Consider the following 14,777-nt stretch of genomic DNA (forward strand, 5'->3'; position numbering starts at 1 on the left):
CGGCGTCAACCTGGAAGGTATCGACGCTCGAGAAGTCAACTCCATCAGGCTCTTTGACGACGAGCAGGGCCGGCCGGTGTATGTGCGGGTGGGCAAGAACGGGCCCTATCTGGAACGCATGGTGACCGGCGACGACGGCGAACCCAAGCCGCAGCGGGCCAACCTCAACGACTCGCTGACCCCCGATGAGCTGACGCTGGAGGTGGCCGAGCAGCTGTTCGCCACCCCGCAAGAGGGTCGCGTGCTCGGGGTCGACCCGAACACCGGTCACGAGATCGTCGCCAAGGACGGGCGCTACGGGCCATACGTTTCCGAGGTCCTGCCGGAGCCGCCGCCCGACGACGACGGCAGCGGCGCGCCGGCGAAGAAGGGCAAGAAGCCGACCGGCCCCAAGCCTCGCACCGGTTCGCTGCTGCGCACCATGGACTTGCAGACGGTCACGCTCGAGGATGCGCTGCGGCTGCTTTCGTTGCCGCGGGTGGTCGGCGTCGACCCCGCCTCCGGCGAGGAGATCACCGCACAGAACGGCCGCTACGGCCCATACCTGAAGCGTGGCACCGATTCTCGCTCGCTGGCGACCGAGGAGCAGATGTTCGACATCACCCTCGAGGAAGCGCTGAAGATCTACGCCGAACCCAAACGCCGTGGGCGGCAAGGGGCGGCCGCACCGCCGTTGCGTGAGCTGGGCGCCGACCCGGCGACCGGCAAGCCGATGGTGATCAAGGACGGCCGGTTCGGGCCGTACGTCACCGATGGTGAGACGAACGCCAGTCTGCGCAAGGGCGACGACGTCGTCTCCATCACCGACGAGCGCGCCGCGGAACTGCTGGCCGATCGCCGTGCGCGGGGTCCGGCGAAGCGTCCGGCCAAGAAGACCACCCGCAAGGCCCCGGCCAAGAAGGCCGCGGCCAAAAAGGCCGCCAAGCGCAGCTAGTCCCGCTCAGTACCCCGGGCCGATGGTCTCACCGGACAGCTCCTGGGCCCGGACCTGCGTGGGCGCGGAGTCCGTTTCGGCCAAGTGCACGGGGCGCGCCAGCTGGGTGGGTGCCCGGCGCCCGCGCAGCTCGACCACCTCGCCGACATCCCAGCACAGGGCTTCGGCGTCCAGTGCCCCGCTCACCGCGATCGCCGACGCGAGCACGTGCCCGGGCTCCAGCTTGGCCAGCTCGGTCAGCCGGGCGGCCTCGTTGACCGGATCGCCGATCACGGTGTACTCGAAGCGGGCCTGCGCGCCGATGTGACCGGCGATGGCCCGCCCGGACGACACCCCGATGCCGAACTCGGCCGAACCGATCACCGGCAGCAGCGCGTCGTGCAGTTCCCGCGCCGCGGCCAGCGCTCCACCGGGTGAGTCGGGGTGTTCGATCGGAGCGCCGAAGATGGCCAGCGCGGCGTCGCCCTGGAACTTGTTGACGAAACCCCCATGCTTACCAACGGTTTCCACGACCACCCGGAAGAACTCGTTCAGCAGGTGAACGACCTCGGCGGGTGGGCGGGTCGCGGCCAGCTGCGTGGAGCCGACCAGGTCCACGAACAGCACCGCGACGTCGCGCTCCTGGCCGCCCAGCTCGGTGCCCCGCTCCAGCGCGCGTCGGGCCACGTCCTCACCGACGTAGCGGCCGAACAGGTCGCGCAGTCGCTGCCGCTCGGACAGGTCGCGCACCATGTCGTTGAAGCCCGCCTGCAGCAGGCCCAGCTCGCTGGCGTCGTAGATCTGCATGTGCGCGTTGTAGTTTCCGCGCTGCACCTCCGAGAGCGCCCAGCGCAGCTGGCGCAGCGGGTCGGCGATCGACATGGCCACCAGCAGCGTGCTGATCAACCCAATGCCCAGCGCCGCCACCGCCAGCAACAGGATCGGGGTGAACAACTTCTCCGGCGTGGCATGCAGCAGCGAGATCTTGTCGGCCACCACCGCCAGCACGATCGCCAGCACCGGCACGGCGGTGGACAGCATCCAGGTCAGGATCTGCCGCAGGATGACCCCGGGCGCCTTGACGTTCTCGGGCACCCCGCTGCGCAGGGCGGCCACTGCCACGGGCCGAAGCACCCGCTCGGACTGCAGGTAGCCGATGATCGAGGTGGCCGCGGCGCCCAGCCCGGTGGCCACCGCCACCACGGGTGCGGCGTATCGGGCGACCGACCAGCTGGCGATGATGAACACCACGCTGCCGATGGCCCAGGCCACGATGCTGATCAGGGTGCGGTAGAACGGCATGCGCAGCGCTCGGCTGCGGGCCAGTTCGGTGGCGGCGGGGTCGGCCTCGGCCAGCATGTTGTCCCGGCGCTGCCAGCGGAACACCGGCAGCAGCAGCCGGAGAGTCAGGGCCAAGCCGGTGAGGAAGACGACGACGAGCGCGGTGGCGAAGATCGCCACGTTCAAGACCGGCAGATCCTGTAACTGGATGCGATCCTCGGGCGGCAGCGCGTAGCGCAGGAAGCCGAGCACGAACAGCGCGCCGATGATGTCGGCCTGCAGCATGCTGAGCGAGAACAGTGGCCACGGCGTTCGCATCACCCAGCGGACGAATGCGCTGATCCGCCCCGGTAGTGCAGCCGCCGTTGTCACCAACCCACCGTATCGGTCACCGGTGACCCTTCGGAAACTTAATACTGATCTCGGCAGGTTGCCCGGGGCCCGCCACGACGTCGAAGATAACGGAACGGTCGCGGTACGGTGGCCGTTCGGTATCTGTCGGCAGCGCCATTACTGTTACCGGTGATGTCCGGGGTGTTTACGCGGCTGGTAGGCCAGGATGCGGTGACGGCCGAGTTGCTGGCGGCCGCCCGCGCCGCTCGTGGTGACTCAGCCCACAGCGGGGTGGCCGCCGGGACTATGACACATGCGTGGCTGATCACCGGTCCGCCGGGTTCCGGGCGCTCGGTGGCGGCGTTGTGTTTCGCCGCAGCGCTGCAGTGCACGTCCGACGGCGAGCCAGGCTGCGGACGTTGCCACGCGTGCACGACGACGATGGCCGGCACCCACGCCGATGTGCGGCGGGTGATCCCCGAGGGCCTGTCCATCGGCGTCGACGAGATGCGGTCGATCGTGCAGATCGCGTCGCGGCGCCCCGCCACCGGACACTGGCAGATCGTGGTGATCGAGGATGCCGACCGGCTGACCGAGGGCGCCGCCAACGCCCTGCTCAAAGTGGTCGAGGAACCGCCGCCGTCGACGGTGTTCCTGCTGTGCGCGCCGTCGGTGGACCCCGAGGACATCGCGATCACGTTGCGTTCCCGGTGCCGGCATGTGGCGCTGGTGACCCCGCCGACCGAGGCGATCGCGCGCGTGCTGGTCGACAGCGACGGCCTGACGCCTGACACGGCGAGCTGGGCGGCGTCGGTCAGCGGTGGCCATGTGGGCCGGGCGCGACGGCTGGCCACCGACCCCGAGGCCCGCGCGCGCCGGGAGCGGTCGCTGACGCTGGTGCGCGACGCCGCCACCCCGTCGCGGGCCTACGCCGCCGCCGAAGAGCTGGTGGCCGCGGCCGAAGCCGAGGCCATCGTGCTGACCGCGGACCGCGCCGAGGCCGAGACCGAAGAGCTGCGCACGGCTTTGGGCGCCGGCGGCACCGGCAAGGGCACCGCGGGGGCGATGCGCGGCGCGGCCGGCGCGATGAAAGACCTTGAGCGACGGCAGAAGTCGCGTCAGACCCGGGCCTCGCGTGATGCCCTGGACCGCGCGCTGATCGACCTGGCGACCTACTTCCGGGACGCGCTGATGACGTCGGCCAACGCCGGCGAGGTACGGGCCAACCATCCCGACATGGCCGAGCGGGTCGCGGCGCTGGCCGCGCACGCCCCGCCCGCGCGGCTGCTGCGCTGCATCGAAGCGGTGCTCGAATGCCGCGAGGCACTGGCCATCAACGTCAAGCCCAAGTTCGCCGTCGATGCCATGGTCGCCACCATCGGCCAGGAACTGCGTGGCCAGGAATCCCGCGACTAATTTCGTGGTGCCCGCCCGCCTGCCGTAGACTCGTGCCGCCCGGCGTGCGGGTATGCCGCCTTAGCTCAGTCGGTAGAGCGATTCACTCGTAATGAATAGGTCGGGGGTTCGATTCCCCCAGGCGGCTCCATGGTTCTAGGCGGGTGCGACGAACCCCACCGGGCCCGATGCGAGGCACAACGCCAGCGCGGTCGTGTTGGCCCGCACGGTGATCGCATCCCCGGCACCCGGCAGCCGGGCGAAGACCCGGTTGAGTCCGGGATGCACCGGCACTTTGACCTCTGGGCCTTGCGTCATCGACAACGTCATTGAGCCGTCGCTGTTGGCCAGGTAGTTCAGTTCGACGGTCCAGTCGGCGGGCAGCAGCGGGCCGTCGAGGACCATGCGCGCCGGCTTGTCCGGTTGGGCGAAGTAGCCGCACTGCGGCATCGGCCCCGGCGCGATGGTCCGAACCCAGGTGACCCTCGCCTTGACCAGCCGGCCCGAGCTGTCGAACATACGCAATTGGCTTGTCGCAGGCGCGAATTCGGGCCTATCGCGCAGCAGGGCGAACAGATGGCTGGCCAGATTCTCCGGCGCGGCCACCCGTTGCAGCACCAACGGATCGACCTCCTGATCCAGCAGCGGCGCGGCCGAGGCCGCATGCGCGGCGGCCAGAGAAGCGCGGGCGTTCTGCAGGTAGGGCTGTGCGGGGTTGTCGCGCCAGCTGGTCAAAAACGTCGACGTCGAGTAAAGGCTGCTGGCCGCGAACAACACCGTCAACGCCGCGACGACCGCGGTGCGTTTCGGCGAAGCGTCGAGCCAGCGAGGTCCGGACTGTCGGTTGGGGGCGCTCAATGCCACCGCGGCGAGCAGTGCCAGCACCACGACCAGATCCGGCAGGTAGCGCAGCGTCTGCGCGAGTTCCAGCGCGGTCTGCTTCGACGACCGCATCAAGTAGATCGGCACCTGGCAGGCCACCGCGTAGCCGGCGGCGACCAGCCACACCGCCCCGATGCGTTCCTTGCGCGCCAGCGACACCGCCACGGTCCCGACCAGCACCACCCAGCCCAGCGCCATCACCGACAGCGGGGGCGTGGCCCAGGGCGAGGCCGGCGCCCACCGGTCCCAGTGCCACGGCCCGCCGGCCAGCCCCGGCACGATGCCGTGCGTGATCGAACGCGCCAGCAGCTGCCAGGTCATCGACAGGTCCGAACTCCACCGCTGCTGATCGACCACGGCCAGATACAGCGCGATCCAGGCCGCGGTGAGGGCCAGCGTGGCGATCCACAACGGCCGGGCGGCCCGCCACGCCGTCGCCAAGGCCGACCCCAGGCCCCGATCGCCGGTCACATGGCACAGCAGTGCCGTCACCGCGAACGCGACGAACGGGATCACCGCGGCCTTCTCGAAGAACAGCAGGCCGCCGAAGTAGACCAGCACCCCGGCCACGGCGTAGCGCCGTTTGCCGGTGCGCATCAGCAGGATGGCATCGGCGCACACCCAGGCCAGCGCGGCCAGCATCGGCAGCGAATTCAGCGCCGCTGCCCACCACGCGAATCCGGGCACCGCCAGCGGTGCGAACAACGCGAACGTGAACGGGATCAGCAGCACCGGGCGCCAGCCCAGGATGACGTACAGCGCGCGCAACAACGCCAGCGACGCCAACAGTTGCAGCACGACCAGGCTGACCGCCGACCAGGTCCAGTTCAGCGGCGCCAGCCGGATGATGGTGCCCGCGACCAGAAATGCCCCGGGCATGACATGCCCGTCATGGTCGTCGAACAGATACGACGGTGCGAGCAGGTTGTGGGTGCCGGCCTTGCCGATGAGGATCAGGTCGTCCCAGTAGAAGTAGCCTCCGAAGGCCAGGACAGCGCGCACCACCAGCTGTACCGCGATGAGCGCGACGGCCAGGGCAGCTATGTATGGTGGGCCGGTGCGTGCACTGGTTACCGGGGCGGCCGGATTCATCGGGTCGACGCTAGTCGACCGTCTGTTGGCCGACGGTCATGCGGTGGTGGGGCTGGACAACTTCGCCTCCGGCCGAGCGACCAACCTCGAACACCTGGCCGACAATCCGGCATACGCCTTCGTCGAGGCGGACATCGTGACCGCCGACCTGGAGGCCATCCTCGGCGAGCACCGCCCGGAGGTGGTGTTTCACCTGGCGGCCCAGATCGACGTGCGGCACTCGGTGGCCGATCCGCAGTTCGACGCGTCGGTCAACGTGATCGGCACGGTGCGCCTGGCCGAGGCCGCGCGCCGGGCGCAGGTCCGCAAGATCGTCCACACCTCCTCGGGCGGATCCATCTACGGCACCCCGCCGCGCTACCCCACACCCGAAACCGTGCCGACCGATCCCGCATCGCCGTACGCGGCGGGCAAGGTGGCGGGCGAGATCTACCTGAACACCTTCCGCCACCTGTACGGCCTGGACTGCTCGCACATCGCCCCGGCGAATGTCTATGGGCCCCGCCAGGATCCGCACGGTGAGGCCGGCGTGGTGGCGATCTTCGCCCAGGCGCTGCTCTCGGGTAAGCCCACCAAGGTCTTCGGCGACGGCAGCAACACCCGCGACTACGTCTTCGTCGACGATGTCGTGGACGCCTTCGTCAAGGCATCCGGGGACGCGGGCGGCGGGCAGCGTTTCAACGTCGGCACCGGTGTCGAAACCTCGGACCGCCAACTGCATTCGGCGGTGGCGGCCGCCGTCGGCGGCCCCGACGATCCGGAGTTCGCGCCGCCGCGGCTCGGAGACCTCAAGCGGTCCTGCCTCGACATCGGTTCGGCCGCAGAGGTATTGGGCTGGAAACCGAAGGTCGACCTATCCGACGGGGTGGCCCGCACAGTGGAATTCTTCCGTCGGGCGCACACCGGCTAGCCCGCTTCGGGTGCCTGCGCGGACTCCATCGCCACCGCCCGGGCCAGCCGCGCATAGCGCAGCTCCAGGTCCTTGAACCGCATGTAGGTGCTGAGCGTGGTGAAGCAGAACGCCATGATCAGCGCGTAGAGCATCAGGTCGGTGCCGCGGCGCACCCCGAACCACTGCGCCACCACCGTCGTGTCATCGGGCCGCAGCACGGCGTAGATGCCGGCCAGTACGAACACCACGTAGCCTACCTTGACCCACGCCCGGGAACGCGCGTTGCGGCGCGAGCGCAGCAGGTAGACCAGCAGTGCGACAATCGATCCGATCAGCAGCACCTGAATCCAGTTCATTTTGCAACCCTTTTCATCTCGGAAGCCTGCCGCGCAGGAACCCGTCGAAAATGATGTTGACGCCGTTGAGCAGGGGCTGCCCCTTCGACATCGAGTACGGGGTGTAGAGCACCTCGATCGGCTCTTCGGCGACGCGCCAATGGTTTTCGTCGATCAGCATGATGAATTCGTTGGCGTGGCTCATTCCGCTCATCGTGATGTCCAAGCCGTCGGCGACTTTCTTGTTGAACACCCGAAGCCCATTGTTGGTGTCGGTCAGGCCAAGTCGGCGGCCGCGCCGGCTCAACCGGGCGGCCGTCCGCAGCACGATCCGTTTCACGAACGGCGGTCGGGCGCCGTGCTGCGCGCCGAACCGGGTGCCGATGACGACGTCGACGTCGCCGGCGCGCAACCGGTCGACCATCGTCGCGAGGTCTTTGACGCGGTGCTGGCCGTCGGCGTCGAAAGTGGCGAAGATCTGGGCCCCCGGCTGCCTGCGGGCGTACTCGACACCGGTCTGGATGGCGGCGCCCTGCCCGAGGTTGATCGGATGGCGCACCAGGTGAGCGCCGGCCCGCCGGGCGATCTCACCGGTGTCGTCGGCGCTGCCGTCGTCCACGCACACGACATGGTCGAACACCGAGCGCACATCGGCTACCACCTCGCCGATGACAGCTGCTTCGTTGAAGGCGGGAATGACGACCCAGACGCCATCTGTTTCAGTACCCATTTAAGCCCACAAGGTACACGCTGGTGCAGGTCATATCAGCCGGTAGAGCGCGTGGCGCGCGACAGAGCCGCCAAGTGAACGCCGATCCCGACCACCGGACCGCACAGCAACCCGACCACGGTTCGGGTCTGCAGGGAAAGCGGCAGCAACAGAAGCAACCCCGACGCGACCGTGGCGCTCACCCAACCCAGCGAGTAGGCCCGGTGCAGGGCGGCGGCCACCGCCGCCGCACCGGTCAGCGTCAGCATGGCGATCGCCACCGCGGCCGCGGTCAACCACGCCAGCAGCGCGCTGCTGGCGTGGTACTGCGACCCGAAGGCGACCCGCAACAGCCACGGACCCACGACGGCCGCGGCCAGCACCCCGACCGCACCGATCGCCCCGACGATCGCCGCCGGGGCGAGCAGGGCACGAATTCGGTTACTGCGCTCGTCGACGAAATGGGCAATCAGGTTGCCCTGCATGGCCGTAAGCGGCACCAGCAGTGGCGCGCGGGTCAGCGTGACGGCCAGGATTATCACCCCGCCCTGCGCGCCGAGCTCCGCGCTGGTCAGCTTCAGCAGCACCGGAAAACCCATCACCAGAATGGCGCTGGCGCCGGCCGCGGTGATCGAATGCGCCGCGCCCCGTAGAAAGGTTGCGGTGCCCCCCGGGGTGAGGAGGCGGGCGGTGGCCCTGGTCGCCGGCGAGGCCATAAGCAGGATCAGCCAGGCGACAGCGCCCGCCACCGTCGCCCACAAGAAACCGACCAGCCGCCACCCGAGCGCCACGGTTGCCGCGGCCACCATCACGCGGATGACGGCGTCGGTCACCATCAGCGCGCCGTAGCGGGTCCACTGGTTGGTGCCGGCCAGCATGCCCAGCAGGGTGGCGTGCACGCAGAACCCGGCCAGCCCGACGGACAGCAGAACCACCGACAGCAGCCGCGCCTCGACGAACACCCGTCCGCTCCACAGCGGGGAGCTGCCGGCGATCAGGACGGCGGCGGCCATCCCGACTGGCAGGGCGACCCGCATCGGGTGGGTACGGGGTTCGCCGGGCGACGGCAGGGCGGCCAGGTCGCTGACATAGGGAGTCGAGCGAACTTCCCGGGTGGTTTCCTGCAGCAGGCCGTTGGCCGCGCCCGTAACCAGCCCGAAAGCGCCCCAGAAAACCCCAAAGATCGAAAAGCCGCTCGGCGCCAGGTCGCGGGCGGCCAGGTAGATCACCGCGTAGCCGCACAGCGCCGTCACGGCGGTGGCGGTACCGACCCTGGCCATGCTGCCGCGCGCCACCGGCCCCTGTGAGGCGCTGATTTCGGTCATCGGGGCGGCGGCGCTTTCGGCCGGGTGTCCCGATGTCTCGCCACAATTTGAAAATTCTATGCGGCCCGAAGCGCCCGCCCCTCGCGCGATCCGGTTCGCTAGTGTGGTCGGCGGCCGGAAAGGATCCATGCCCGCTTTGCGCACCTTCGGGATCTCGCTGGTGGTCACCGCGGCGGCCCTCGGCGCCGGATATGTCTACGGCGGTTTCAAAGGTCTCTACCTGCTGCTGGTGCTGGCTGTCCTCGAGGTGTCGTTGTCGTTCGACAACGCCATCATCAACGCCTCGATCCTGAAACGGATGAGCCGCTTCTGGCAGCGGATGTTCCTGACGATCGGGATCCTGGTGGCCGTGTTCGGCATGCGACTGCTGTTCCCGCTGCTCATCGTGTGGGTGACAGCGGGCCTCGACCCGGTTCGCGCGATGGAGCTGGCCGTGCATCCGCCGCCCCACGGCGCGCTGGAGTTCTCCGACGGCTCGCCCAGCTACCAAAAACTCGTCATGGCGGCCCACCCCCAGATCGCCGCGTTCGGCGGAATCTTCCTCTTGATGCTGTTCCTCGATTTCGTCTTCTATGACCGAGAAATCAAGTGGCTCAAGTGGATCGAGATCCCGTTCGCACGCCTGGGTCGGCTGGGGCAGGTGTCGCTGGTGGTCACCGGTCTGGTGCTGGTCGGAGTCGGCACGCAATTGACGCATTCCGGTGACGAGGCGGCGACGGTGCTGACCGCGGGGCTTTTGGGCATGGTGACCTATCTGGTGGTCAACGGATTGAGCCGGGCGTTTCAGCCATCCGACGGCGAGGCCGGCGCGCCGACGGGCCGGGCCGGTCTGACGCTGTTCCTCTACCTCGAAGTGCTCGATGCCGCTTTTTCGTTCGACGGCGTCACCGGCGCGTTCGCCATCACCTCGGACCCCATCGTCATCGCGCTGGGGCTGGGCCTGGTGGGCTCGATGTTCGTCCGGTCGATCACCATCTACCTGGTCCGCCAGGAGGCGTTGGGCCGGTACGCGTACCTGGAACACGGCGCGCACTGGGCCATAGGTGCGCTGGCGGTCATCATGCTGGTCTCCATCGAGCCCAGATTCGAGGTGCCGGAGGCGCTCACGGGCTCGGTCGGCGTGGCCTTCATCGCGGCGGCGCTGGGCTTCAGCATCCTGCGGAACCGCCGCGCCGCCCGCGCGGAAGGCTAATGCCCGCCGGTGTGGTTCAGTGCCCTTCGGTTTTGAACCGCTCGATCGAGCGCTGGATCTCTGCCTCGGCTTCTTCGCGGCCGACCCAGTCCGCGGCCTTGACGAACTTGCCCGGTTCCAGGTCCTTGTAGTGCACGAAGAAGTGCTTGATCACGTCCAGCTCGAACTCCGGAACGTCCCCGATGTCCCGGACGTGGTCCCAGCGGTGGTCGCCGGCCGGCACGCACAGGACCTTGTCGTCGCCACCCTTTTCGTCGGTCATCCGGAACATGCCCACCGGACGGGCCTCGACGATCACGCCGGGAAACACCGACTGCGGCAACAGCACCATGGCGTCCAGCGGGTCGCCGTCCTCACCGAGGGTGTCCTCGATGAAGCCGTAGTCGGTCGGGTAGGCCATCGCGGTGTACAGGTAGCGGTCCAGACGTAGCCGTCCAGTCTCGTGGTCGACTTCGTACTTGTTCCGCTGGCCCTTTTGGATCTCGATGGTCACGTCGAATTCCACCGCGTCGGCTCCTTGTCTGGTAGGCAGACCAATTTTGATCTGCTACACCCTAGTCGAGCGCATCGGCGCCGATTCGGCAGAATGGGTCTTCAGACAGTCAGGAGAGTGATGGCCCGTACTCGCTGGCAAAAATCCACCCCAGTGCTCATCGGGTTGGGCGTGCTGGCGTTCGTCGCCGCCGTCGTGGTGGCGGCAACGTTCTTCACCACGGCCGGACACGGCGCCAACAGCGCGCATGCCCCGATACCGCCCCCGCACGCACCCGCGGTGAAGCCCGGCATGACGCCGGTGAGCGACACCGCCGAGCTACCCAGCGGGCCCGGCGTCGCCGCGATGCTGGCGCCGGTGGCGAGTGACCCGAACCTGGGCCGGCTTGGCGGACGAATCACGGACGCCATCACCGGAAAAGAGCTGTGGCAGGTGGCGGCCGACCTGCCGCTGGTGCCGGCCTCGACCAACAAGGTGCTGACGGCGGCCGCGGCCTTGCTGACGCTCGACCATCAGGCCCGGATCAGCACTCGCGTAGTGGCCGGCAGCCAAAACGCCCAGGGACCCGTCGTGCTGGTGGGTGCGGGCGATCCGGCCCTGTCGGCCGCGCCGCCCGAAGTGGCCACGTGGTACCGGGGGTCGGCCCGGATCAGTGACCTCGTCGAACAGATTCGCCGCAGCGGCGTGACACCGACCGCCGTGCAGGTGGACACCTCGGCGTTCAGCGGGCCGACGATGGCGCAGGGTTGGGACCTGGCTGACGTCGACAACGGCGACATCGCGCCGATCGAGTCGGTGATGATCGACGCCGGCCGCATCCAGCCTTCGACCGTCAACTCGCGGCGGTCCCGGACCCCGGCGCTGGATGCCGGCCGGGAGCTGGCCAGGGCACTGGGACTGGACCCCAACGCGGTCACGGCCGTCGCCGCGCCGTCCGGGGCGCGGCAGCTGGCGGTCGTGCAGTCGGCGCCGTTGGTCCAGCGGCTGTCCGAGATGATGGACCACTCCGACAACGTGCTGGCCGAAAGCATCGCCCGCGAGGTGGCGGCCGCGATCAACCGACCGCGCAGCTTCGCCGGCGCTGTCGACGCGGTGACCAACCGGCTGACCACCGCTCACGTCGACACCGCGGGTGCGACGCTGCTGGACTCCAGTGGACTCTCGGTCGACGACCGGCTGACGGCCAAGACGCTCGACGGCGTGCTGCAGGCGGCGGCAGGGTCCGACCAGCCGTCGCTGCGGGCGCTGCTGGATCTGCTCCCGATCGCCGCCGGGAGCGGGACGCTTGCCGATCGCTTCACCGATGCCTCCACGGCCCAGGGTCCCGCGGGCTGGCTGCGGGCCAAAACCGGCTCGTTGACCGGCGTAAACGCGCTGGCCGGAGTGTTGACCGACCGCAGCGGCCGCGTGCTCACCTTCGCGTTCATCTCCAACGATGCCGGCCCGAACGGTCGCAACGTGATGGACGCGCTGGCGACCCGGCTGTGGTCATGCGGGTGCTCATGACGCCGGCGCCGGACCTGACCCTGGGTACCGCCGTCGACTGGAAGTTCGCGGCCTCGGTAGGTCGGCGCCTGGCCCGGCCGGGTCCGCCGTCCAGCGACTACACCCGCCGCCAGGTGATCGACGAACTCGCCGCCGCGTCCACCAAAGCCGAACCGTTGGTGCGTGATGTCACCGGCCTTGTCACCAACGGTTCGGTGCCGGCCGCCCGCATCGTCGACCGTCCGGAGTGGATCGCCGCGGCGACCGAGTCGATGCGGGTGATGATGCACGGCGCCGAGAAGCCGCGCGGGTTTCTCACCGGCCGCGTCACCGGCGCGCAGACCGGCGCCGTCCTGGCGTACGTGTCCTCGGGGATTCTCGGCCAATACGACCCGTTCGCCACTAATAACGGGGCCAAAACGGGCTGCTTGCTGCTGGTGTATCCCAACGTCATCGCCGTCGAGCGGCAGCTTCGAATCGATCCGTCCGATTTCCGGCTGTGGGTGTGCCTGCATGAGGTCACCCATCGAGTGCAGTTCACCGCCAATCCGTGGCTGCCCGACTACATGTCGCAAGCGCTGGGCCTGCTGACCCGCGACGCCGGCGAGGACATCGGGCAGGTGATCAGCCGGCTCGCCGACTACGCCCGCAACCGCGGCGACGCAACGGCGGAATCCGACGCCAACTCAGCGGGGATTCTCGGACTGGTGCGCGCCGTGCAGTCCGAACCACAGCGACAGGCGCTGGACCAGTTGCTGGTGCTGGGCACGCTGCTGGAGGGCCACGCGGACCACGTCATGGATGCCGTCGGACCGATGGCGGTGCCGTCGGTGGCCACCATCCGCCGCCGGTTCGACGAGCGCCGCCACCGCAAGCAGCCGCCGCTGCAGCGGTTGTTGCGCGCACTGCTGGGGCTCGACGCGAAGCTCAGCCAGTACACCCGCGGCAAGGCGTTCGTCGATCACGTGGTCGGCCAAGTGGGGATGGCGCGGTTCAACGCCATCTGGACGAGTCCCGAAACGCTGCCGCTGCCTAGCGAGATCGAAGAGCCCCAGCGATGGATCGACCGGGTGCTGTAGGCCAGCTGCGCGCGGTTGTCGAGGCGTTCCTCAAGGCCCACCTCGCCACCGTCGAACAGTGGTGCGTGGCGCTGTCCGGAGGTCCGGATTCGCTGGCCCTCACCGCGGTCGCGGCCCAGCTGCGACCCACCACCGCGGTGGTGGTCGACCATGGCCTGCAATCCGACTCGGCTGTCGTCGCTGAGACCGCCCGCGCGCAGGCCATCTCATTGGGATGCGTTGGGGCCCAAGTGGTGCGGGTGCAGGTAAGCAACCGGGGCGGTCCCGAGGCGGCGGCGCGCGCGGCCCGCTACGCCGCGTTGAGCGCCTACCACACCGGTCCGGTGCTCCTGGGCCACACGCTGGACGACCAGGCCGAGACGGTGCTGCTGGGTTTGGGCCGAGGATCCGGGGTGCGTTCGATCGCCGGGATGCGTCCGTACGATCCACCATGGTGCCGGCCGTTACTGGAGGTTCGCCGGGCCGTCACGCGCGGCGCATGCCAAGAGCTTGGCCTGACCCCTTGGCAGGATCCGCACAACACCGACCCCCGCTTCACCCGGACCCGGCTGCGCGCCGAGGTGCTGCCGCTGCTGGAAGACGTGCTGGGTGGCGGCGTGGCCGAGGCGCTGGCCCGCACCGCGACCTCGCTGCGGGAGGATTCCGAGTTGATCGACACGCTGGCGGCCCGCGCGCTGCCCGATACCAGGGCGGACTCCGGCCTGCGGGTGCAGGCGCTGGCGGCGCTGGACGCCCCCGTGCGGCGGCGGGTGATCCGGACCTGGCTGCTGACCGGAGGCGCAACGAACCTGACCGACAAGCAGATTCGCGGGGTGGACGCCCTGGTCACCGGCTGGCGTGGGCAGGGCGGGGTGGCGGTGGGGTCGTCGATGCCCGATGAGCGACTGTTCGCGGGCCGTCGCGACGGCGTGCTGACGCTGTGGCGCGAACCGGTCAGCAAACCAATCCAATAGCCATCGGGGCTGCCATTGGTTATTCGCCCGTCGTCGTGGCACTCTGTGGGCGTGGCCCAGATCTCCTCGGCGATCACCCCCGCCCAACCCGCGGAGCTGTACCCCGGGGATATCAAGTCTGTCCTGCTGACGTCGGCGCAAATTCAGGCGCGAATCGCAGAACTCGGTAGTGAAATCGGGGAGAACTACCGCGACGCCGCGATCGAGACCGGACAGGATCTTCTGCTGATCACCGTGCTCAAGGGTGCTGTGATCTTTGTCACCGACCTGGCCCGCGCGATCCCGCTGCCCACGCAGTTCGAGTTCATGGCCGTCAGCTCCTACGGGTCGTCGACGTCCTCCACTATCAACACGTCGCGGCCCTCGATATCGCGGTCCAGATCCTTGAGAATCCGAACCACGCCGGAGGAGGCCAGCG

13 protein-coding genes, 1 tRNA gene and 1 pseudogene are annotated in these 14,777 nt (G+C 69.0%); 9 read left to right on the top strand and 6 right to left on the bottom strand.

The window, feature by feature from the left end; genetic code table 11:
* Positions 1-934, top strand: a 934-nt coding sequence (locus tag A5652_RS14200; RefSeq protein ID WP_304441774.1) for a topoisomerase C-terminal repeat-containing protein, incomplete at its 5' end; no start/stop codon positions are given.
* A 6-nt stretch (positions 935-940) separates the two neighbouring features.
* On the opposite strand, the gene A5652_RS14205 is transcribed toward A5652_RS14200, so the two are convergent.
* Positions 941-2,566 (bottom strand): adenylate/guanylate cyclase domain-containing protein, encoded by a 1,626-nt coding sequence (locus A5652_RS14205; RefSeq protein WP_067352192.1) that lies wholly within the window; start codon positions 2,564-2,566, stop codon positions 941-943.
* 153 nt (positions 2,567-2,719) lie between these two features.
* Here A5652_RS14205 and A5652_RS14210 point away from each other — a divergent pair, with 153 nt between their 5' ends.
* The gene (locus A5652_RS14210; protein WP_067352197.1) at positions 2,720-3,943 is read left to right on the top strand and encodes a DNA polymerase III subunit delta'; all 1,224 of its coding nucleotides are present in this window, start codon (positions 2,720-2,722) and stop codon (positions 3,941-3,943) included.
* A gap of 54 nt (positions 3,944-3,997) precedes the next feature.
* Positions 3,998-4,073, top strand: a tRNA-Thr gene (locus A5652_RS14215).
* A 5-nt stretch (positions 4,074-4,078) separates the two neighbouring features.
* Here A5652_RS14215 and A5652_RS14220 read toward each other — a convergent pair.
* On the bottom strand, positions 4,079-5,896 hold the full coding sequence (locus tag A5652_RS14220) for a hypothetical protein (RefSeq protein ID WP_156745337.1): 1,818 nt from the start codon (positions 5,894-5,896) through the stop codon (positions 4,079-4,081).
* Between A5652_RS14220 and A5652_RS14225 the strand changes: the two genes are divergently transcribed.
* Entirely contained in the window at positions 5,862-6,806 is a 945-nt protein-coding gene (locus tag A5652_RS14225; protein ID WP_156745338.1) for an NAD-dependent epimerase/dehydratase family protein, read from the top strand. The two genes, A5652_RS14220 and A5652_RS14225, sit on opposite strands and share 35 nt — an antisense overlap.
* On the opposite strand, the gene A5652_RS14230 is transcribed toward A5652_RS14225, so the two are convergent.
* Genes A5652_RS14230 through A5652_RS14240 form a run of 3 tightly spaced genes read right to left on the bottom strand, consistent with a single transcriptional unit; the run spans position 6,803 to position 9,157 of the window.
* Positions 6,803-7,144, bottom strand: a complete 342-nt coding sequence (locus A5652_RS14230; RefSeq protein ID WP_067352200.1) for a DUF2304 domain-containing protein — start codon at positions 7,142-7,144, stop codon at positions 6,803-6,805. The two genes, A5652_RS14225 and A5652_RS14230, sit on opposite strands and share 4 nt — an antisense overlap.
* A 13-nt stretch (positions 7,145-7,157) precedes the next feature.
* Positions 7,158-7,853 (bottom strand): glycosyltransferase family 2 protein, encoded by a 696-nt coding sequence (locus tag A5652_RS14235; protein ID WP_067352205.1) that lies wholly within the window; start codon positions 7,851-7,853, stop codon positions 7,158-7,160.
* A gap of 35 nt (positions 7,854-7,888) precedes the next feature.
* Positions 7,889-9,157, bottom strand: a complete 1,269-nt coding sequence (locus A5652_RS14240; RefSeq protein ID WP_067352208.1) for a hypothetical protein — start codon at positions 9,155-9,157, stop codon at positions 7,889-7,891.
* A 127-nt stretch (positions 9,158-9,284) separates the two neighbouring features.
* Between A5652_RS14240 and A5652_RS14245 the strand changes: the two genes are divergently transcribed.
* Complete coding sequence (locus tag A5652_RS14245; RefSeq protein WP_067352212.1) at positions 9,285-10,349, top strand: DUF475 domain-containing protein; 1,065 nt, start codon at positions 9,285-9,287, stop codon at positions 10,347-10,349.
* Between the two features lie 16 nt (positions 10,350-10,365).
* Here the strand turns inward: A5652_RS14245 and A5652_RS14250 are convergent, their stop codons facing one another.
* The gene (locus A5652_RS14250) at positions 10,366-10,854 is read right to left on the bottom strand and encodes an inorganic diphosphatase (RefSeq protein ID WP_067352215.1); all 489 of its coding nucleotides are present in this window, start codon (positions 10,852-10,854) and stop codon (positions 10,366-10,368) included.
* 108 nt (positions 10,855-10,962) lie between these two features.
* Between A5652_RS14250 and dacB the strand changes: the two genes are divergently transcribed.
* From dacB to A5652_RS14270, 4 genes and pseudogenes are all read left to right on the top strand, one after another.
* Positions 10,963-12,348 (top strand): D-alanyl-D-alanine carboxypeptidase/D-alanyl-D-alanine-endopeptidase, encoded by a 1,386-nt coding sequence (gene dacB / locus A5652_RS14255; protein ID WP_156745339.1) that lies wholly within the window; start codon positions 10,963-10,965, stop codon positions 12,346-12,348.
* A complete protein-coding gene (locus A5652_RS14260) occupies positions 12,345-13,406 on the top strand; it encodes a zinc-dependent metalloprotease (RefSeq protein WP_067352234.1) in 1,062 nt (353 codons plus the stop codon). The genes dacB and A5652_RS14260 overlap by 4 nt, the downstream gene beginning before the upstream one ends.
* Complete coding sequence (tilS, locus tag A5652_RS14265; RefSeq protein ID WP_067352223.1) at positions 13,385-14,359, top strand: tRNA lysidine(34) synthetase TilS; 975 nt, start codon at positions 13,385-13,387, stop codon at positions 14,357-14,359. The genes A5652_RS14260 and tilS overlap by 22 nt, the downstream gene beginning before the upstream one ends.
* Before the next feature lie 45 nt (positions 14,360-14,404).
* Positions 14,405-14,777: pseudogene (locus A5652_RS14270) on the top strand (hypothetical protein); the annotation flags it as partial.

The sequence above is a fragment of the Mycobacterium sp. 1165178.9 genome (genome assembly GCF_001673555.1).
Classification (GTDB): domain Bacteria; phylum Actinomycetota; class Actinomycetes; order Mycobacteriales; family Mycobacteriaceae; genus Mycobacterium.